This is a genomic window from Acinetobacter sp. Root1280 (assembly GCF_001425285.1).
Taxonomy (GTDB): Bacteria; Pseudomonadota; Gammaproteobacteria; order Pseudomonadales; family Moraxellaceae; genus Acinetobacter; species Acinetobacter guillouiae.
The window spans coordinates 170,877-192,086 of the sequence record NZ_LMED01000026.1 but is presented as its reverse complement, the minus strand read 5'-3'; the positions used below and the strand labels follow the sequence as shown (position 1 = coordinate 192,086).

Annotated in this window: 18 protein-coding genes, 1 tRNA gene and 1 pseudogene; 8 read left to right on the top strand and 12 right to left on the bottom strand. The window is 34.9% G+C overall.

What is annotated here, in order from left to right; translation table 11 throughout:
* Window positions 1–1,492 precede the first annotated feature (1,492 nt).
* Together ASC84_RS18065 and ASC84_RS18060 are read right to left on the bottom strand one after the other, a co-directional pair.
* Window positions 1,493–1,915: a hypothetical protein gene (locus ASC84_RS18065; protein WP_056517249.1), complete on the bottom strand. Its 423-nt coding sequence runs from the start codon at window positions 1,913–1,915 to the stop codon at window positions 1,493–1,495.
* Window positions 1,908–3,794: a DEAD/DEAH box helicase gene (locus ASC84_RS18060; protein ID WP_264753254.1), complete on the bottom strand. Its 1,887-nt coding sequence runs from the start codon at window positions 3,792–3,794 to the stop codon at window positions 1,908–1,910. Before ASC84_RS18060 ends, ASC84_RS18065 begins: the two co-directional genes overlap by 8 nt.
* Before the next feature lie 469 nt (window positions 3,795–4,263).
* On the opposite strand from ASC84_RS18060, the gene ASC84_RS18055 reads away from it, so the two are divergent.
* The gene (locus ASC84_RS18055) at window positions 4,264–6,174 is read left to right on the top strand and encodes a hypothetical protein (RefSeq protein ID WP_056517247.1); all 1,911 of its coding nucleotides are present in this window, start codon (window positions 4,264–4,266) and stop codon (window positions 6,172–6,174) included.
* Between the two features lie 11 nt (window positions 6,175–6,185).
* On the opposite strand, the gene ASC84_RS18050 is transcribed toward ASC84_RS18055, so the two are convergent.
* Window positions 6,186–7,193: an HNH endonuclease gene (locus tag ASC84_RS18050; RefSeq protein WP_056517244.1), complete on the bottom strand. Its 1,008-nt coding sequence runs from the start codon at window positions 7,191–7,193 to the stop codon at window positions 6,186–6,188.
* Window positions 7,193–7,486, bottom strand: a pseudogene (locus tag ASC84_RS18045) (SAM-dependent methyltransferase); the annotation flags it as partial. The gene ASC84_RS18050 and the pseudogene ASC84_RS18045, both read right to left, overlap by 1 nt.
* 1,235 nt (window positions 7,487–8,721) lie before the next feature.
* On the opposite strand from ASC84_RS18045, the gene ASC84_RS18030 reads away from it, so the two are divergent.
* The gene (locus ASC84_RS18030) at window positions 8,722–9,249 is read left to right on the top strand and encodes a hypothetical protein (protein ID WP_056517236.1); all 528 of its coding nucleotides are present in this window, start codon (window positions 8,722–8,724) and stop codon (window positions 9,247–9,249) included.
* Window positions 9,250–9,428: 179 nt separating this feature from the next.
* Here ASC84_RS18030 and ASC84_RS18025 read toward each other — a convergent pair whose 3' ends face one another.
* Complete coding sequence (locus ASC84_RS18025; RefSeq protein ID WP_056517233.1) at window positions 9,429–9,749, bottom strand: hypothetical protein; 321 nt, start codon at window positions 9,747–9,749, stop codon at window positions 9,429–9,431.
* 282 nt (window positions 9,750–10,031) lie between these two features.
* Between ASC84_RS18025 and ASC84_RS18020 the strand changes: the two genes are divergently transcribed.
* Both ASC84_RS18020 and ASC84_RS18015 read left to right on the top strand, forming a co-directional pair.
* Window positions 10,032–10,259, top strand: coding sequence for a hypothetical protein (locus ASC84_RS18020; RefSeq protein WP_004718547.1), 228 nt, complete (start codon window positions 10,032–10,034; stop codon window positions 10,257–10,259).
* Window positions 10,260–10,605: 346 nt separating this feature from the next.
* Window positions 10,606–10,681: transfer RNA gene (locus ASC84_RS18015), tRNA-Thr, on the top strand.
* A gap of 102 nt (window positions 10,682–10,783) precedes the next feature.
* Here the strand turns inward: ASC84_RS18015 and ASC84_RS18010 are convergent.
* From ASC84_RS18010 to ASC84_RS18000, 3 genes are all read right to left on the bottom strand, one after another.
* Entirely contained in the window at window positions 10,784–11,602 is an 819-nt protein-coding gene (locus ASC84_RS18010) for a cyclopropane-fatty-acyl-phospholipid synthase family protein (protein ID WP_056517230.1), read from the bottom strand.
* 60 nt (window positions 11,603–11,662) lie between these two features.
* Entirely contained in the window at window positions 11,663–12,961 is a 1,299-nt protein-coding gene (locus ASC84_RS18005) for an FAD-dependent oxidoreductase (protein ID WP_056517227.1), read from the bottom strand.
* Window positions 12,962–13,775: 814 nt separating this feature from the next.
* Window positions 13,776–14,651, bottom strand: a complete 876-nt coding sequence (locus ASC84_RS18000; RefSeq protein ID WP_056517224.1) for a pirin family protein — start codon at window positions 14,649–14,651, stop codon at window positions 13,776–13,778.
* A 277-nt stretch (window positions 14,652–14,928) separates the two neighbouring features.
* Between ASC84_RS18000 and ycaC the strand changes: the two genes are divergently transcribed.
* Both ycaC and ASC84_RS17990 read left to right on the top strand, forming a co-directional pair.
* Complete coding sequence (ycaC, locus tag ASC84_RS17995) at window positions 14,929–15,555, top strand: isochorismate family cysteine hydrolase YcaC (protein WP_056517221.1); 627 nt, start codon at window positions 14,929–14,931, stop codon at window positions 15,553–15,555.
* A gap of 131 nt (window positions 15,556–15,686) precedes the next feature.
* Window positions 15,687–16,610 (top strand): LysR substrate-binding domain-containing protein, encoded by a 924-nt coding sequence (locus ASC84_RS17990; RefSeq protein WP_056517217.1) that lies wholly within the window; start codon window positions 15,687–15,689, stop codon window positions 16,608–16,610.
* A 70-nt stretch (window positions 16,611–16,680) separates the two neighbouring features.
* On the opposite strand, the gene ahpC is transcribed toward ASC84_RS17990, so the two are convergent.
* Entirely contained in the window at window positions 16,681–17,244 is a 564-nt protein-coding gene (gene ahpC, locus ASC84_RS17985; RefSeq protein ID WP_004718560.1) for an alkyl hydroperoxide reductase subunit C, read from the bottom strand.
* A 220-nt stretch (window positions 17,245–17,464) separates the two neighbouring features.
* Here ahpC and ASC84_RS17980 point away from each other — a divergent pair, with 220 nt between their 5' ends.
* Window positions 17,465–17,800 (top strand): hypothetical protein, encoded by a 336-nt coding sequence (locus ASC84_RS17980; protein WP_056517215.1) that lies wholly within the window; start codon window positions 17,465–17,467, stop codon window positions 17,798–17,800.
* A 45-nt stretch (window positions 17,801–17,845) separates the two neighbouring features.
* Here ASC84_RS17980 and ASC84_RS17975 read toward each other — a convergent pair whose 3' ends face one another.
* Window positions 17,846–18,469, bottom strand: coding sequence for a TetR/AcrR family transcriptional regulator (locus tag ASC84_RS17975; RefSeq protein WP_056517213.1), 624 nt, complete (start codon window positions 18,467–18,469; stop codon window positions 17,846–17,848).
* Between the two features lie 150 nt (window positions 18,470–18,619).
* Between ASC84_RS17975 and ASC84_RS17970 the strand changes: the two genes are divergently transcribed.
* Window positions 18,620–19,084, top strand: coding sequence for a hotdog fold domain-containing protein (locus ASC84_RS17970; RefSeq protein WP_056517210.1), 465 nt, complete (start codon window positions 18,620–18,622; stop codon window positions 19,082–19,084).
* A gap of 83 nt (window positions 19,085–19,167) precedes the next feature.
* Here the strand turns inward: ASC84_RS17970 and ssb are convergent, their stop codons facing one another.
* The gene (ssb, locus tag ASC84_RS17965; RefSeq protein WP_004718569.1) at window positions 19,168–19,776 is read right to left on the bottom strand and encodes a single-stranded DNA-binding protein; all 609 of its coding nucleotides are present in this window, start codon (window positions 19,774–19,776) and stop codon (window positions 19,168–19,170) included.
* Between the two features lie 51 nt (window positions 19,777–19,827).
* The gene (locus tag ASC84_RS17960) at window positions 19,828–21,192 is read right to left on the bottom strand and encodes an MFS transporter (RefSeq protein WP_056517207.1); all 1,365 of its coding nucleotides are present in this window, start codon (window positions 21,190–21,192) and stop codon (window positions 19,828–19,830) included.
* Window positions 21,193–21,210 lie beyond the last annotated feature (18 nt).

Below are 21,210 nucleotides of genomic sequence, written 5' to 3'. Positions count from 1 at the left end.
AGCTTAATTAAAAAATATGACTCCCTCTTTCGCCATATTTATTCCAACCTCATCCATTGGAAGCTTAAACGCCTAAACTGTAATGGTTTAGGCTTTTTTGTGTCTATACACTACAAGACCATCTAGGTTATATTCCGACATATTTGTCACTACTTTTGTACAATATCTGTTCGCACATGATTATAATAAAGGATGCGTCAGATTTTTCCGGAAATTTATATAATCAAATAAGGCTACACTATTAAATTTATCGCCATCAAAATTAAAGCAGTTATTGATCGGTTAGACCTGTTTTTGAAGTAAATTCAAATATCTGTAAGTTTGCATATAAACCAAAAGCTCGAAACTGTATCAAAAGTTTTCTTACATCTAAGACTGGAACAAAACATAATGAAAGTGAAGTTAATCAAAATTGTTCCGCTTTTATTGTTCGTCTGCTTACTATTCGTAATAAACAAGATTTGCATACAATTACAGATTTACTAACAGCACAAAGTACGAACAGATGAAAATTTGAGTATTGAGATCGCATTAGATTTTTACAACGCACCAAACCGCACCTTTCTGAGCGCATTACACAAGTCTATACAGTACAGTAAAACCTATGAAAATTTTCGTATTTAGAAATATGTGAAAAATGATACACAGAGCAAATTTCCCCTATTCCAGAATCACTATCGACTCTACTTGAATGTTTTTAACAACGATAGGTGTTTAGATGTAAAGACCACTGATAGCAATATTCAGCAATTACAAAAAGATGTACATCGGTTACGAGAGAAATAACATTAAATCAAAGCTATCTATCTAATACTTATCACCATTTCTCTAGCCTACCAAATTTAATTAAACTTGGATTTAAATATTTAACTTTCACTAAGATGAATGAAAATGCTAGCAATCCCTGAAAGTTGACTACCATAGCAATATCTGCCGCTTTTGAAATGTAGAAAATATGATGAGCAAAATCAAGAACACACGAAATATGGAAAATGGAATGAAACCTATTCGTAATTAAATACTTTTGTTTCAAAATCACTTTTCAATTCATGTCCATGCTGGCTATTTTAAATTCGTAAAATTTTTCTCGAAAACCTAATTTTAAAGTCGATTAAAGCCTTTCATGCATATGATTTCATTCAACTTTACAAGTAAAATCAAACTAATACCTATACACCACTATCTATTGGTTAAGTAATTCAATATCTAATATACTGAATGTGAATAGAGTTAACTTCAAAATGCATAGTTGAGCAGAGTCATAGAAATTTTAACCATTACAATATGGAGAGCATTCATAAAAATGTTCTACAAAACTGAGTTATTTTACTTTTAAAGTTAACAATTACTTAACTCTTGTTTAACCAAGAAATAGCCCTAGAAACTAAATCAAAATAAAATTATTTTTTGACTGTAAAATATACTAGTTTAAATATTAAGCCTTTAATTTACTAAAAATTTAATGTTAAAAAGGGGGGCTTTCCCCCTTTCATTAAGCAACAAGATAAAGTTTTGAACTAACATCTTTTGGTAAGTTATCAAGATACATTTTTTTAAAATCCTCAGGTGAAATTAAGTTCCCTATAGAACTCATTAATTCCTGTATAACAATGGATCTATCCCATTGTATTTTAAATTTCCCAGCCCCTATAGATTGTTCAATCTTTATAAGTGTTTTCGTACTCATTTCATAAGTATATCGAAATTTATGTAAAGTTGAGATATCTTCATCATTAATCTCAAAGAAAGAGAGTTTAACTACTAGAACATCAGTTGTACGATTTTTAGTAATAATAAATTCTTCATACTCTTCCTCGAATAAGGCGGTAGCTAAATCATCAGGCTGTATACCTTTTAGTAAATATGTTGATATAAGCTTATTTACTAAACTTTCCAACTCTAAGCTATTAGCCATTAATTAATCTCCTGACTTCATGAATATATTCTGAAATAATATCCAAAGAGACCTTTAACGTTTCATTGTCTCGTTTATCAATTGCCCCAAACCGTTTATGTAATTTAGTTTGGATATAACGGACAATTGTACCATCATTAGGTGTATTTTGAGCTAAGTTATAGACGAGCGTACTAAATCTTGGAGCAAGCTCAGTCCCCTTAGGATCTATATTTAAATCAGATAATAAATCTGCGGTCAAATTATCAATCTTCTCCTTAATTAACTTTCTTAAAGTTTTTCTTGCTTGATGTGGTCTTTTCTCAAGAAGCTCAGGATCTATCTCTTTAGAAAATTTTTTAAGTTCAGCATCATACAAGGCTTTTTCTAATAATTTAATTTGCTCTGGATCCCATCCAAGCTGTTCTAAATCTTTTTTCTTATTTGTAGTCTCACTTAAAATTTGCGCTTTTCTCGCTTCAAAAAGGGCATTGAAATCATATTCTGTTAAAAAAGACTCTTGAGATGATATATAAGTTCCATCAACCTGAATTTCTGCCAATTGATTAACGGATCTTTCAGTATCTGAAACAAAATCAGAAAGAGTATATTCTTTAATTTTAGCAACTTTAGAACGATCAATTTCTTTCTGAAATTCGCTCCACATATGATTTAAGCCAATTTCTTCATGAAAAATAACTGTTGCATTGTTATCAATATCGAAATCCGTAATTTCTTCATCCGATATTACACGCAGAACACGCCCTACAATTTGTGCAAAAGCATTAAGACTTCTATATGGCCTAAATAAAGATAATAAAGTTAAATATTTATGATCATAGCCTTCCATTAGCATATTTACTGAAATGACCACATCACATTGATGATTTTCGATCTTCTTAAATATCCTATCTTTACTATCCTTATCCATCTCACTATGAATGATTTCAGTTCTTAAACCTGTACTTTTATACAAATTTACTAAACTTTCAGCGTGATCAATGCTACAAGCAGCAGCGAGAATTTTATGAGGGACTTGAGGCGATAACTGCTTCAATTCATTTAGTTTACTAACAGAATACTTAACAACTTCTAATGAGCATTCAGTAGAGAGAGCAACAGATTTTTCAATCCAAGTTCTATCTTTTAATTCTAAAACTTCTTCTAAAGTAAGTTTTTCACCAGGCCTGTCATTTATTGTAAAGTAAAGCTCTGCAGAATTAACTGTCTCTTTTTTTAAAAATTTTACATATTTAGAGCGCATAACTTCCGACAAAGAAGTCTCATGTATTTTATCACCAGGTATAGGTTGATTATCTCCTCGATATGGGGTACCAGTTACATGTAGTTTTTTTGCACCTGTAAAATAATCTAAAACTTTTTGCCAGCTCTCTGCTGTTGAATGATGTGATTCATCAATGATAATCATATCAAAATAATTTTTGGGAACCCTGTCAACAAGGGAAGATCCAAAATTATTTACAACTTTTTGAATATTAGAGATAACAATATTTGAGCGATCCAAGTGCTCCTGAGAAATATCAGTTTCATATTCATTAATAATTGGTTGATGATCTATATTAAAAATAATCTCGTAATTTATCCAAAAATTATCATCCAATTGACTTTGTGTCTTATTAATGCTGTCTTTAGTCACTAACCCTGGAGTTATGATTAAAACTCGACCATTAGAAACATCAAATGGAGCAATAGATATTAATCCTGATTTTCCTGTTCCAGTTGGTAATACAACAAGAGCTTCTCCTTGAGGATTTTTTGTAAAATAGTCTTGTATTTTGATGTAAGCCTCTAATTGAGGATTTCTTAACTTATTGTTTCCTAAAATATTTACTGGTGTACTTTTAAAATATGACAACTTTTCACCCTCTGCGTTGTTCAAAAATCCATAACAGCTTTTTTAGCTAGTTTCATTGATAAACAAATAATAAACAAGATGTTTAATAACATATAAACAACAAAACAGCCTCAGAAAATGGAATTTTATATCTTTTAGATAAAACATAATCAATACCCAAGTTGGATACTATTAATTTTTGGTGGCACATTTATAGTCTTGTTTTTATGCTTAAATAATTTATATATTAGACTAGTCTGACTCTTTCACCGCAAAAGTTATCCCGACTTCATCTCAGTAGAAGCTTAAAAACTAAACTGTAGTGATTTACGCTTTTTGTCTAGTTTGATCTAAAGCAATTTAATTGCATACAGATGTTCAGGTCAAATCTATATAAAATAGGAACTAAACTTTATGATAATTTATCAATAAAACCTACCAATTATTATAATAAGATGTAGTCTTATTAAGCTAAAACAACCTTAAATATATAATTTATCTAAAATATTATTTTATGCAAACTTACATTCCATTCGATGCCACCACCTTACCTTTTTTACAACTTACCAGCGAGCAATTTGAACAATATTGTGAATGGTTACTTTATAAAGATAAAGATTTAACAAATGTTCATCGAATACAAGGGAATGGGCACTATCAGGGTGGGCTTGATATATGTGCCAATCTTGCCAAATCCCCTCAAAAACTTGCTGCTTATGAATGTAAGTGTTGGAGAAGCTTATCGATTCAAGAGTTAGAAAACACTGTAAAAAAGTTCAAACAAAATGATTTAATTTCAAAGATAAAAAAATATGTAATTATCCTTGCTCAAGACCAATTACCAAGAAATATACGAAAAAAATGGGATGAGATACATCAAGAACTTCATGCTTTAGGAATTGAATCCGAGTTATGGACAGCAGTAACCTTAACCGCAAAGTCACAACCCTATCCAGACATTGTTAGTAAGTACTTTCCAATGGCTCCAGAAAGCCAGTTTTATAATGAGTGGATGCATAGAACGCACTTTATTGAAACTTTACATAAAGCGTTAATTGATCCTATTGAAAACAATAGAGAAGCTGCTAAAGAATTTCTGAATTTTTCTTCATTAAATTATTCAGATTTTGATGAAACCTTTTATAAAGATGGTAACTGGAAAATTAAAAGGAAATGGATAGAAATTTCGGCTCTATTACCTACACAAAACCATGTTGGTTCTGCCACTATTACAGTAAAAACTCATGATGCTCATGGAGTAAGTGTAATTTTAGAAAATAAATGGATGTTAGAAAATTTCTTAGGAAACTCAGGACAACCCCTTCACTCTCGCTATAGACCATTTTATATTGCTAATCCATCAAATCAATCTGAAATTATAGACTTACAAAACTGTCGTTTTAATCTCCCAATTGAAGTTATTCAACAAATTACAGAAGTTGCGGACAATCTTACTATTGCCTATCTTGAAGCGATACAAAAAATTGAAGATAAATGGAAAGCTTATAACTTTCCATTTATTTCACGGAATGGACGAACATATATCGCGTTATGTACATTACCCAAGGAAATTTGGGATTTGATGATTAATTTTACAAATGTTCATGATGTAGACAATGGAAATACTGAATGGCATATGTTTTCAGCATCTCGGAATTTCATACAACTATATACAGGAGAAAAATATAAACCTGTAGAAGATGTTTATCACGGTATGTTTTGGGCAGAAAATATTGAAGATATCAATGATAAAGATGAACTCACCTTGTTATGGGAACCGCCCCTTAGCAAAATTCCTGTATCCGAAAAACAATGGTGGCCTTGTCAAACTTCTTTTGAATGGATAACAGAGAAACTTATTCCTGAAGCTATTAATTGGAATAAAAAGAAGAATTTTTTTTCCTACTTTAGTTACTCAAAAAAAATCAAAAATTTAAAAGATCTAAAGAACTTTGGTTACATGAGGGATATTCGTAAATTTGCGTTACTCAAGGATCATTACTATCGAAGTTTAGGTGTATTAAAAACAATCGAGATCTTGCAAGCTTTCTATATTTCCCCCAAAAGTAGCCGTGCCTATTTCACTATGAATGAGATTTCACAACTATATCTTTGTCTCATTTCTTTAGTCGAAAATGCAAAAGGCTATTTTTCTTATATATCTTCTAAACTTGATTTTTATAATGAAGAATTCGCAAATTTTGAGGAACTTCTTAATGCACTCAGAGGTAGAGTAGAAGAAGAAATCTTTTTAATGAATAATTATGAAATTGAACTTATTTTCAGAGCCATGGGTGAATGTATCTATCGTGATGATTCATGGATAGATATCAAATTAAAAGAGGAAATTTATTTAGCTCTTAAACCTTTTATAGAATTCCATGACCATCAACTACTTATAGATAGATACTCTAGATTTATGTAGATGCTTATGGCTTATTTACCCCATAACAAATACTCATTCTCCTTTGCCTGTCTGTATGCCCAACTTGCAACACTATGTGACCGTTCAATATTAGTTAGAAAACCAAGCTTTGATAACTCGTCCGTAATGAGACTATCAAAGTTTTTGTTTCTCTCTTGCCATTGCAATAAAAATTCTTCTGATGCTAAGAAATCACTTTTAGCTAAATTGCATTTTTCATCTGCAAGTACAAAATTATGACCTGTATCTGCTGGGTACATTGCCCAAGGTATAAAATGATCTACAGCCCACTTATTTTGTTTAATTGGCTTTTGGCAGTAGAAACACTTACACATTTGTAGGTCAACTAAGAACTCTCCTACTTGGCGGAGTTGATTTCGACTTGGTTCAAACATGAATGTTGCTAGATCAGGCAAACCATCTAAAACCAATAAATTCCCTTTATTTAATCTGACAAAATCAACCCATTTCTTTTGGCATAATTCTTCAATAATTTCACTAAATTGACGCAAGCAATACATCACATTTGGTAGAAGTATGAGCTGTTTTCGAGAATCATCTAACCGGTATAAAAACTCCACATTCTGACCTTTTAAATTTTGCAAATAGGTAACAGGCATTTTCTTTACAATATCTGATACTTGCTTTTTCAATTTCAACCAGTGCATATGGTCTCGTCTAGCTAAAGCAAGAGACTTATAATTTTGCTGTGTACTGTGAATTAAACTAATGATTCCAGCTTGCTTACCATTATTCTGTTGCAGTAAAAATGGTTCATTCTCATTAAAATGGAATGGAAGCGTTTGTTTCCAATATAAATCTATAAATTTCTCAGAAATATCTAAATAGTCTATAGGTAAACTTTCTCCAGTGTCTTTTCCTTGTTCAATTGCCAAACGACAAAGACTCATCAATAAGGCGAGTTTATACGTTGAAGAAAAACTTCCTGAATGTAGTATTTGTTGAATCTGTTTCAAAAACTTGAGCTGTTGCTGTTGTGTAGGTATAAATATTGACATTATTTATTCATTTTTTGAAATACGATATTAAGCCAATCTTCATTATGATCAGGACGTTTATCAATGGTAATCCATTGTTGTAACAGTAAAATATTATCAAACTCTCTTAATAAGTTTCGTATTTGTAATTCATTTAAATCTGTAAAATCCCTGCCATCTTTATGGCGATCTTTTTCACCATATTTAAATGACATATAGCAAATACCATTCATCTTTAACGCTGCCAAAATTTTACCTATTACTTCAGGTAATCGTTTTCTTTCGCAATGCAGTAATGAAGCACATGCCCAAATGCGGATGGTGATGAATGGAAAGAAGAGATTATAACCGATCCTAATTTTTCCATGGATGAGGTTGAAGAATGGGAGGATTATTTTAAATTTTATTATATTGATTCAATCGAAAACTCTACTAACCATTTATCTAGACTATTGTTAAGCTATTTATCAAATGAATATTTAGGCTTTGATTTTATCCATGAATTTTATGAGGTTGAAAATAGAATTAGATTAGGGCATGGAATAATTACTGACAATACTGATACGTCAAAGATACATAAAAAGAGCTTTTTGCAAAAATTCTTATTTTGGAAGTAACCATATCCCCAAATCATTGCCTCTATCGTCTTTAAAGAGAAAATGTTGTCCGAGGATCGAGGATAATCCGCCGAAGACTGACACGACAAGAATCTACCGTCTTTTATAATGCAGGGGAAAAAGCATTAGATAGTTGGATAAATGGAAAAATCCCAAAAGCTAGATTAGAGAAAGCAGTTTATGCACGATCATGGAAATGGTAAGAAGCAATAAAATTAGCTCTAAATAGTGATGTCATTGCAATTCCAGATGATTGTGAGAGGACAGACAAGTCGAAACTTGGAAGTTTGATCCTTCATTACAATTGAGTTTATAAATTATGATTAGGTATATAGCTGTAATATTTTTATTCTTATCTGGATTAGCGGGATATACAATTGATAAGTTTGGTCAAGATTTATGTATTCATGAGTATCTTGAAATTGGGTCTATTACCTATTTTAAAGAATTAAATGGTGTTTCAGCTAATGATTCATCAATGTTAGGGATGTGTGGTGTGCTATCCATCATCTTTTCAATAATTTTAATTTTTATAAAAAATAAATACATTTACTCTGTCACCACATTTATATTATTAATTTTTGAATTAGCATTATTAAATATGGTGGAGACCGTATCTTATAAAGAAATTATTTATGATTCCATCACAAAGTGCTCGAATTATTCTGTACTCGGATGGACTATTTTCCAATCCATTTTCTTGATTCTAAGTGGTTTTTATTGTTTTAAAAGTAAGATATTCCCTACTTAATATGATAGCCGTTAGCCTAAAAACCATGACTATGTTGAAAGTATAGAACTTGTCAAACCGATTGGCGCTACGGATAAGCTAATCGGTTTCTTTCACTATAAAGCCTGATGGCTCATCGCTAAACAGTATTCAATAAAAATCCGCTGAGCGTAAGTACAGCAAAGTGATAACAGGTCTATATATGAAAAGGCTCTTCCTATATTTGAGTATAATAACCCTAATTGTCTTTTTATTAGTCAATATTTCTCCATCTTTAAAGTTTAAAATCTTTCAAATAACCCATCCAAATTGGATTCAAGTCAAAAATTTTAGAATACTAGAATCCAATACTGTATGCTCAAGAATAGGGCCAGGCGTTGATAATTTATCAAAATTAAATATAACTTATGAATATTTCTATAATAGAAAGTCTAAAATTTTTCAACAAAATGATGTAATTGTTATTTATAAATTATATATATTTGAAAGCTGCCAAGATTTAAAAAATCAGAATTTAAAAATTTGGAATGAATACTACCAAAACAATAAAGTTGAATTATGGCTTAATAAAAATAATCAGAATCAATCGAAGATTCTTATTTCAGATAAAAATATAAACATAAGAATGTCAAAAATTAGCTTTTATCTATCTGAAATACAAGGGCTTCTAGGAGCAATTATCTTCATGTTTTTAGGTTTATTTAGTTACCTCCTTTTCAAAAAAAGGTAATTTTACTTCACTCTATATCGTTGTTTAATACTTTTCAGCTTATCTGAACTTGATCGCTTACTTGTACGCTAGCTTGAGCGGTAACATGATCGCTTAGAATTGCATCTAGTCATATTTCTATAGCGCGACCAGACCCTCTATTTAACCATAACCCTATAGTTGAAATAAAAAACAATCCTTTATCTCGTCTCAGTTGGCATCACAACATCCGCAGACTGACACACCTCTTGCCACTTGAGCTTAAAATCATTAATGGCTTTTTGTCGGGTTAAAGGTATTTGATAAATCGGTACGCCCTTTGCATCGTCAATCATACCTTTTAATAATAGCTGTTCTTTTGCAGACAATGCTTCAGGATTAAAATCAACATCATCCAGCGACAAACCGTTTTGACGTAACTGCATTAACATTTCGGAGGTCTGTTTAAGTAACTGACATTCTTTAGGAGCTTCAGCATGTGCGACAGAAACCAATAATAATAAAATACTGAATCGTTTCATTCTCAATTGTTCTAGTTTTTGCTTAACTTAGTTATACGATATTTGAACTATTTTTTGAAGCAAATAGATACATATCCACTCAACTAAAAAGACAATTGACTATTTCAATTCAAACTTTCTTGAATTAGTATCAAGTGAAAAGAACTTCTAGCACGATTCAAAGGAGGTGAAATACAAAATAAAAATCATATAGATGTAACGTTCTCTTAAGATAATCATGATGCGGTACTTATTAGCGATTCAAACAAGTTAAAAGCATAAAACTGCTATTCGGGAGTGACAATGAATAACAGCGCCAATTATGTAAGACAAGTCAAAAATGCTAAACGTGGTGGATACACCCCAACTATTGCCAAAGATGTAAATAAGCATAAAATTCAGAAAGCTATCCAATTGATTGAGCAATGGAGAAAACTCGCAAACGAATTGAAACCCCAAATGCAAATAGATATGGCAATCACCCTAGAAGAATGCGCACAAGATCTGGATCATATTTTAAGGAGAAAATAAGTCTATATTTCAAAACTGATAAAGATTTATTGATTTAACCCCCAAATACTCAAGGCTTACCCCTCCGTAAGCCTTTTTAGTCGGAAGATTAAAGCGATTACTAATCGTTGCTCTAGTTGTCCTTACGCTAATTGCCGTTACTCTAGCTATCTTTGCTATTTTATCTACCTGCAAGTTAAAAGCGATAAAATCCGTTTCTCTCTAAAAATCTAAGCATTCATAGCACACGGCATTATCAGCTTCAGGCCAAGACCCGATCGCTAAGATTATAAATATTAAAGATTATTCAATTGTTTATTTTTTGGCTTGCAATCTTATAAATATTCTGTAAAATTCTCGCCACGTTGCCGGCATAGCTCAGTTGGTAGAGCAACTGACTTGTAATCAGTAGGTCCACAGTTCGAATCCGTGTGCCGGCACCATTTTTACTTAGCCTCGCTTTTTTAGTGAGGCTTTGTTGTTTTTGGCTGAGGCATTTACTTATAATTTTTTGATCTGCTTGATCTCATCACAAATAATAAAAATTATGTTTTGACCGCGCTGAGCTGTATATATCGAACGATTTCCTCTTCAAATAACCTTTGACAAAGTTTTGCGGTCATTTGTATTTTGATTTGATCTAGCCCTCCACGCTCCGTTTTCGCTCGTGTCGCAATATATTGACTAAAACCAGCCAATACTGCTGTGGATAGATCTTCAATCACGATTTGCTCAAGACCATGCTGTTGCAGGGCATGATTGATTTGGGTCGTGGTCATCAGTGATTTTAAATCGACATCAGCGGCTTTAAGTAGCCATTTGTATTTCATTTTTTGTTTTGAATTTAAAACTGTGTCTGAAAGCATCAACGTATGAAAACCCAAACGACCTTTTGAATTTAAAATTGGGACGACTGAATTTAAAAATAAATTTAAATCGCTGTGGTATGCCGCATCAATACACAACACCACATCAAAAGGTTGCGTCAATAAAAGCGCATTTAAATTTAAAAAAGATTGGCAGTGAATCGCCTTAATCTGCGGGAGTTGTTTTTGAATTTTATCGACACACTGTTGTTGTAACTCAACCGCTTCTAAATCTTGAATTTGGTAGTGTTCTAACCAGTATTTTAAACTGGCACCTTGACCACAGCCTAAATCTAGTAGTCGATCATGTGGCGTAAGCTGTACCGCTTGTGCAAGTCGTTCAGCAAGTTGCTGACAGGCTTGAGGGTAAGAGGATGTAGTCTCATCCCAATAGCCTAGATTGGTCCAAGCACACTCAGCATTATCTCCTAACATTTTTGCATCGATTGCATATTTATGTTTTGGAAGTTTTTGCTGAATCGCTTGAAGCCATTTCATTTTAAATCATTCACTTATTCAGTTATGAATTCATTAAACTTTATATGAATTCACTGGGCTTTAATAGCCAAGTTGGGGAGCCACCTCAACTTTAGGTTTTAATCCTACAAATGGCAATGGTGCACCAAAAATTTCTGCGATATGCATTGCAGAAGTTACCGCAGATTCAAGAATTGGTAGACCGTCACATGACCATGAACCGCAATAGAATACTTTGCGGTTGGCGACTTTATGACGCGCTTGTAACTCGATGTTTAAAGCCACTGTTTCAGAATCCACCACAGCACGAGTTAAGGTCACTGTAGAAATGACTTTCTTCGGATCGATACTGGTCACAGGGCGCCATGTTTGGAACACTGGAGATTTACCCACCAAACTTGGTTCAATCGAGTTCAGCCAAACCGTAAATTGTTGTTTGGTAAATTTGCGATCCATCATATAGCTCAATACAGCCCAATCTTTACGATTTGGCGGCATCACAGATGCATCGGTATGCATAACCAATTCGCCTTGCTCAAACTTAAATTTTTGCAATAAAGCGATATCATCAGCAAATTGTTGTTTATTTAAAAAGTTTTCTAATTTATTGGTCGGTGTTGCAACCACCACACGGTCAAATTGAAATTGCTCACCTTGTGCATTTTCAACCAGAACAGCATTACCCTGCTCCTCAACTTTGATAATTTCAGAACCGCTATGAATATCAATACCTTCAATCAATTTATCGACAAAAGCAGGCGTTCCACCATGTAAACGCAGTAAAGCATCACCATCGGTTAATTGCTTTAAAAAGATTAAGAGCGGTTTTGCAGGCCATTCACCAATAGTTTTAGGGTCACAGGTGCAAATGGTATAAAGCACAGGCATTACTGCACCGTGCCAAAATACTTCTTCAATGTCATTGTGATTGATAAAATCAGCAAGGGTAATGTCTTGATTTTTAGATTTAAAAAATTGAGAAATGGCGGTTTTAAGCTGCAACATCCCTTTGACTAAACGCCAACCATACTGCTTAATCCCTTTACGGTTATTGATAATGGGGAAATTACCAATACGGGTACGTGATGTGGTCAACCAAGTTTCTGTTTTGTCTTCAAATAACCAACTGCATGCCATAAAGGTACGCACTGGAAAGGTTTTTATGCCAAGGTGTGTTGCAAGGCTCAGTGTATTTTTCCATAAATGCTGATTCATCACGCGCAAAGGTGCATCAATTAGACCACCTTCAAACTCAATGCTGTGACTATCCATACCGCGACCAGGTAATGCTTCGAAGATGGTAATGTTATGACCTGCATCTTTAAAAATTCTTGCGGTGGCCAGGCCAGCCATACCACTACCAATCACTGCAATATCCAAAGTTATTATCCGTGCGTAACCATTTTTTTTATTATGAGCTATAGCCGATTAAATCGCGGTATTAAAAAGTTCCAGTTTTAACTTTTTTTGTTGGAAATTTTTTAGGAAAAATCTCCATTCCTCGGTCTATATTTAATTTTAACGGTTTTAGGCCAAGCTCTTGTGCGACACCCTGTATATACTTGATTGATATTTATATATATAAAAAAATACTGTTAAAAACATACAGATAATTTAACTATTTATTAAAAAAACATTTACAAATGCCAATTTATTAATTATTATTTACAGCATAAAAACGATAAATAATTCACATTTACAATAAAAACAAATAATTATGACAACACACACAATAAAAGAAACTACAGCATAAAAAGGATCTCTATAGTGTGGAATAGAGATCCTTTTTTTTACTTTGAATTTGCTTTTTAAGCAGATCAATTACACCACTTGTAAAATGACGGCATACAAAAAATACTGAAACAACGGATATAAATTAACCAAATGAAATATATTGTGCTTTACTTCACATTTTTAATTAATTATGATGCGCGAATAACAAAACAACCCAATCAAAACAAGACATAATCATCTAAAGAAAAAAACTACAGCGTAAGAGAGCTTCTGTTCAATAAGAGCAAAGCTCTTTTCTTTTTTTAAATTTCTGACCTTTTGGTGCTAAAAATTTTAAATATAAAAAAAGCGGATTTTACAATCCGCTTTTTGACTTCTCGATATCTCATACATGGCTGAACTTATAGGCTAAAGACATGCAAGGTATCCGTTATACACAAATACCTTTCATCAACATCAACTAAGCTTCCGCTACAATTTCACCAAATTTGCCATTGTTGAAATCGTTAAACGCTTGCACGATTTCTTCTTTGCTATTCATTACAAATGGACCATAGCCTTGGATTGGCTCATTCAGTGGTTTACCTGTAAGGACCAAAAACTTAGCATCTTGCACCGCTTCAAGTTGAATTGCTGCATCGCCATCTTTTTCAAACATGACAATCGAGCTATCAAGTACCTTTTGTGTACCATTGAGTAGCATTTCACCTTCGAGTACAACCACCAAAGTATTGTGGTCAACTGGCACATGAATAATTTGCTCATGACCCGCTTTAAGCTGACCATCCCAAACATTGACCGGACTAAAGGTTGAAGCAGCACCTTGTTGTTCAGCATATTTCCCAGCAACCACACGTAAGTGGCCTGCATCATCATCAAAATAAATCACAGGAATATCTTGCGCAGAAATTGCTTGATACTTAGGTTGGGTCATTTTATCTGCCGCAGGTAAATTCACCCAAAGCTGAACCATTTCAAAGATTCCACCTTTTTCAGTGAATTCATGTGAATGGAATTCTTCATGAACCAAGCCTGCGCCCGCAGTCATCCATTGCACATCACCTGTTTTAATGGTTCCACCGCCACCATGGGAGTCTTTATGGGTAACTTCACCTTGATAGGCGAGTGTCACTGTTTCAAAACCACGATGTGGATGTGAACCTACACCGTGCTGTTCATGGCTAGGTGCAAAGGTATAAGGCGCTGCATAATCCAATAATAAAAAAGGACTAATCGCTTGACCTAAACGATCATAAGAAAACAAGTTTTTTACAGGAAAACCATCACCGACCCAATGCATATTTTGATTGCGGTATACACCAATAATTCTTTTCATCTCAATACTCCTATCTCTAGGCTTTAATATGAATCCATTTTAGGTTTTTTAAAGTGATCAATACAGCAATCTACCAATACGCTGAATCCCAAATATAGGATATTCAATAGCGATGGCACAGCGTAGTTTTTAATCAATCATCTTATTTATGAGATTATTAATCTCAGTTTATAGGCTTAATTATCATCATTAAGCCACGTAACATGAAATCCATGCAAAATAATTTGTTTTGTATTTAAGCACAATTTAAATTTTAGTGACTTCAAGGATATAAAAAATGGGAAAACCTTACGTTCGTTTAAACAAAGATGATGCTGCGGTATTGTTAGTCGATCATCAAACTGGATTACTTTCTTTAGTCCGCGACATTGACCCAGATAAGTTTAAAAACAATGTTCTGGCACTGGCTGCGGCGGCTCAATATTTTAACCTTCCCACTATTCTCACCACCAGTTTTGAAGATGGTCCCAATGGCCCACTGGTACCCGAGTTAAAAGCGCTTTTTCCAGATGCGCCTTATATCGCTCGCCCTGGTCAAATCAACGCTTGGGACAATGAAGACTTTGTCAAAGCGGTAAAAGCAACAGGTAAAAAACAACTGATTATTGCGGGTGTTGTCACCGAGGTTTGTGTTGCCTTTCCTGCACTTTCTGCCCTTGAAGAAGACTTTGAGGTCTTTGTGATCACCGATGCTTCAGGAACATTTAACCCGCTGACACGTGACTCAGCGTGGGATCGTATGAGCAATGCAGGTGCACAATTAATGACTTGGTTTGGTGCCTCTTGTGAGCTACATCGCGATTGGCGTAATGATATTGAAGGTTTAGGTACGCTATTTGGTAACCATATCCCTGACTATCGTAATCTGATCAACAGCTACACACAAAAAACTTCTCAAAAATAAGACAATCGTTGTCGCGAGGAATGTAAGTCTTTGCATTCCTCGCTTTTGTTTGTGCATTTTATTTGTACAAATTTTAAAATATTTTCCTATTAATGATACTATTTTATCATCACTACACCTGAGATGAAGCTGTGCACTCTTTTGATGATTACTATTATTTCTATCTGGTGGTAAAACATGGTGGATTTAGTGCTGCAAGTGAAGCCAGTAATATCACCAAGTCTAAACTGAGCCGACGTATTCTGGATTTAGAAGCCAAATTTAATGTGACTCTGATTCAACGCTCGACACGGCATTTTAAAGTCACACCACTAGGACAAGAATTCTTTGGGGAATGTGCAAAGATTATTGAACAGGCGGATAATGCCCAGAATGTCTTATTAAAACAAGAAATTGAATTACAGGGTCTGATTAAAATTAGTTGCCCACCGGTGATGATGGAACATCAAATTCGACCAATTCTAAATCAGTTTTTAAAAAAATATCCCAAAGTTCGGGTTGAATTGGCACTCACCAGTCGACGTATCGATGTGCTGCATGATGATATTGATTTGGCCATTCGTACTAACTTTTCAAGCAATGAAGACTCCAGCATTATCGTTAGAGATGTGATTAAAACCACGCACTGTTTAGTGATTAGTCCTGAACTTTTAGGCGATCGTGAAATTCAACATGTCACAGAACTTTGTGAATTTCCAACCATTGTATTAGGTACAGATAAACAGCACTATCATTGGCATTTACATCATATTCAGCAACGTGAAGAAATTGATATTCCGTTACAGCCTCGGGTCAAAAGTAATGACTTAATGGGTGCGTATTATGCGGTACTCGATGGCTTAGGCATTGCTGATCTTCCCTATTTAACGGTAGAACGAGACATTGCTTCAGGGCGTTTAATCCATCTGTTACCAGAGTGGTGTTCCAATATCGGTGTTGTACAGTTGGTTTACGCATCACGCAAAGGTCAACGCTTAGTCATGGAAAAATTAATTGAAGATTTAGTTGAAGGTATTCGCGCCTACGCACCTAAACACGATGGTTATATTTTATAAAGTCAACAATCGAACAATAAAAAACCAGAAGTTTAACTTCTGGTTTTTCAATTCTAATCCTAGGCAATGATTAGATTTTACCGATCAAATCAATTGAAGGTGCAAGTGTTGCATCTCCTTCTTTCCATTTTGCAGGACATACTTCACCTGGGTGTGCGTGCACATATTGTGCTGCTTTCACTTTACGCAGTAATTCTTGTGCATCACGTCCAATGCCACCAGCATTGATTTCAATAATTTGAATTTTACCTTCAGGATCAATCACGAAAGTGCCACGATCTGCAAGGCCTTCGGCTTCTATCAACACTTCAAAGTTTTTTGCCAAAGCCCAAGTTGGATCACCCACCATTGGGTATTGGATCTTTTTGATTTCATCTGAGTTGTCATGCCATGCTTTATGGGTAAAGTGTGTATCGGTAGAAACTGAATAAATTTCTACACCCATTTTTTGGAATTCAGCATAGTTGTCTGCTAGATCGCCTAACTCTGTTGGGCAGACAAAAGTAAAATCAGCAGGATAGAAAAATACCACAGACCATTTACCCAAGAAGTCTTTTTCAGACACTTCGATAAATTCACCATTTTTATATGCAGTTGCGTTAAATGCTTTAACTTCAGTATTGATCAAACTCATTTGGTCTTCCTTCAATAGGTTTCAGGGATTGCTTATCTGTGAAATCACTATACGAAATATTATTAAATCGGTAAAACTGGAGTTTTTAATAAAAATAATCGGTTTTATAGATTTATTTTTCCAATCTGTTGGCTTGGTTTGATCGAAAATATTATTTCAAACTTTGCTTGACCTTTCACCGTTTACTCTATAGATTTTCTTTTTGAGTGGACTTTAAAAAATGACGTTCTCAATTCTTTTGGAGCAATTCCAAAACCTTCCTTTTGGTACAGACGCTTTTAAACAACTGAAAATAAACTGTGAATCTCAAATTGCTCATTCTGAGTCTGATTTTGAGAAAACGGCAATTTTTATGATTTATGGTTTTGCCAAAAACTATGTCTTACTTTATGAAGATCAAGCCATTACTGCTGAATTTGCAGCAAAAGCAAAAAACCAATTGCTAGGGTATATGCAGCAACTAGACACAGCAATTCAGACTCAAGATCGCGCAACAATTCTTAATCACTTAGATCAAGTCACAGCGCACTATATGCAAAGCTCACGAATTTTTTAATCATAGCATCCTTGATTTAACAAGCTTGGTTATTCAGCCTTGTTGTTACTGATATACGCTTTCTAAACTGCACCAAGCCGCATGTGACAATGCTGCTTGGTAAACTTTTGGCGTGGCTTTCACTTTACCTGACAACCATGCCCGACAATAACTTTCTGTCGATCCAACCATAAATGACAATAATAATTCATGGGGAATATTCTTGATCACCCCATAATCGGGTTGCTGTTTCATCCAAGCCAATAAGTGCTGATTACGTAAATGATTCTGCTGTTTTAGCTGATCCCGTTGAGTACTTTTAGAAATACTAAAATTGGCAGTATATAAAAATCTGGCGAAATCAGGATAATCCATGACCCAGTCTATATAACTTGCTGTCATCACTTGGATACCCTGCTGTAGACTTTGTGCAGACAATAATGCTTGATCACGGCGTTCTGCTTGGTCTTCTATGGCTAAAATATACAGGGCTGCCACTAAACCTTCTTTATTTTTAAAATGGTGATAAATCGCTCCCACACTGGTTTGCGCACGTTCACGGATCATTTCTATTGTTGTTGTTTCAATCCCATATTCTAAAAAACAGGCTAATGCTTCCGTTAAAATCACACGTTTTAATTCTGCACGACGTCCACTATAACGACGTTCCAACAAACTTTGATTATTCATGTACAGCCTTTGATTTTATTTAAGCATTTCCTATATGACATTTTACGCGATTCAAATCGTCTGTCGAGCCAATAACAGAATATAATTCTGTATTAGAATAACATTCTGCAAAATAAATAATATTCTGTAAACTAAATAAGGAATACAACAATGAGCCAAACACTAAAACTGTGGAATAGATTTAAAAATAAGCCTGCTGGCAAATGGACATTTTCAAAATTATTATGCTTAAAAGCGCCTTATTTCAGCAGTATTTCACCTGTTTTTGAACGACTCGAAACGAATTATGCTGAAATTAAAATCAAAAAACACCGTGCTGTACTCAATCATATTGGCACAGTCCATGCAATTGCCATGTGTAATATGGCTGAACTTGCTGGTGGAACCATGACCGACGTAACCGTGCCTTCCACGCATCGTTGGATTCCCAAAGGGATGACGGTTGAATATTTAAAGAAGGCTGAAACTGATTTAATTGCGATTGCCACACCTGTTGAAAGCAATTTTCAGTGGAATCAAGGTAGTGATTATTTGGTCAATGTGGAGGTCAAAGACACGCACAATGATCTGGTATTTAAAGCTGTGATTACCATGTGGGTTTCAGCAAAAAAGTGATAGTCTAAAACCAAATCATGAAGCTCATAAAAAACCCTTTGTTTTCACAAAGGGTTTTGATAAAGCTTGACCGTTTTTATCAACTAAAACGGTAAGTCATCATCCAAATCCGCAGGGGCAGCAGTAGGTGCTGATGGTGCAGCTGCAGGTTTAGGCGATTGAAAACCTTGGTTTACATTGTTTCCGCCATTGCCATAGCCACCTTGTGGATTGGCATTGCCGTAGCCACCGCCTTGATTACCTTGATTCGCATAACCACCACCGCCTTGATTGTTGTTAAAACCACCTTGCTGGTTATTATTGAAACGTGGTTGGTTATAACCACCATTGTCAGCAGCAGCGCCTTCACCTTGTTGACGGTTGTTGTCAAGCATCTGCATTTGTTCGCCACGAATTTCAGTGGTATAGCGCTCTTGACCATTTTGATCCGTCCACTGACGGGTACGTAAAGAACCTTCAATATAAACTTTTGAGCCTTTACGTAAATACTGCTGTGCAATCTCACCTAAACGGTTGTGCAATACAATACGATGCCATTCCGTTTGTTCTTTTCTTTCACCGGAATTTTTGTCTGTCCAAGATTCACTTGTCGCAATTGAAAATTGAGTGAGAGAACCCCCATTTGGGAAAGTTTTAGTCTCAGGATCACGACCTAAAGTACCAACTAAAATAACTTTATTTACACCACGCATTAGATGTTATCTTCCTATTCGATTCTATGTTTTACTTTATAAGAGTTATGTTTAAATGGCTACCTCTTTCCCAAACAACTGCGTTAAATGTTGTCGCGCAGCATCATCAATTTGCTGTTTATCAACCTTTATATACGCAACTTGCTGGTCAGACATAACCACAACTTCCTCAATACCACGAATTGACAACAACTGAGAAGTCCAATTATCGGTTTGTTTATCCTCAGGCAATCGTAATACGATTGATGTTAAATATCGTGGTTGAGCTAGCCCAAAACTAATGAGCAACCAAAGTATAGCAATAGCTGATAAGACACTCCAACCCATTGTTGTATTATTGAGCAAAATTAATTGTCCACCGAGTGTCCCACCAAAAAAAGCCCCTAAAAATTGGGCACTTGCATTAACACCCATTGCTGTTGCTTTGGATTGAATCGGTGCTGCTTTAGACAACCATGAAGGGAGTAAAGCTTCCATGACATTAAAGGCAATAAAGAACAATCCAAGGCCTAACAATAAGATATATTTGGATTCATAACCAAAAATCAGAATGACTAATCCCGCGATAATTCCCGCAATTGCCGTTAGAAAAATGCTGCGCATTTTACGGTATTTTTCAGCCAGAATAATGCTCGGAAATGCAAAGAACAGACTGATGACCAACAAAGGCAAATAAACAATGCCATGTTGCGCCAAAGGGATTCCGGCAAAATTGATCAATTGAGAAGGCACATAAACAAACATTGCGGTAAGCAATAAGTGCAGCGCAAAAACTGAAACATGTAGACGATTCAGATCGCCCATTTTTAAGACTTGTTTGAGCTGATGCAGATAACCTTGTTTAAAGTTTTTATGATGACGTGTGGTTTTAGGCACCATAAACAACATGAGAATTGCCAATAATCCCATGATTGTTGTTACCCAAAATAGCCCTGAAATCCCCACCAAACTGGTGAGCCAAGGCCCTAAACTAAAAGCCACAACAAAGGACAATCCGATACTCATGCCCATCACAGCCATGGCTTTGGTCCGATTCTCTTCACGGGTGACATCCGCCAACAAAGCCATAACAACCGCAGATACAGCGCCAGCGCCAGCAATCGCACGGCCAATAATGACCCCATAAATGGTTTCAGACATTGCCGCAACAGCACCACCCAAAGCAAACAGCAGTAAGCCAAAAACAATCAAAGGTTTACGACTAAAACGATCTGCCCATAAGCTAAAAGGAATTTGCAGAAGTGCTTGGCTGAGGCCATAGACGCCGACCGCTAAACCGATCAAAGCAGGTGTGGCATACTGATAAGACTGACCAACCACCGCAAACACAGGGATAATCATGAACAACCCCAACATGCGTAAAGCAAAAATACTACTTAATGCAAAGGTCGAGCGGCGTTCTAAAGGATTCATCATATCTACTGGCTTATCAAA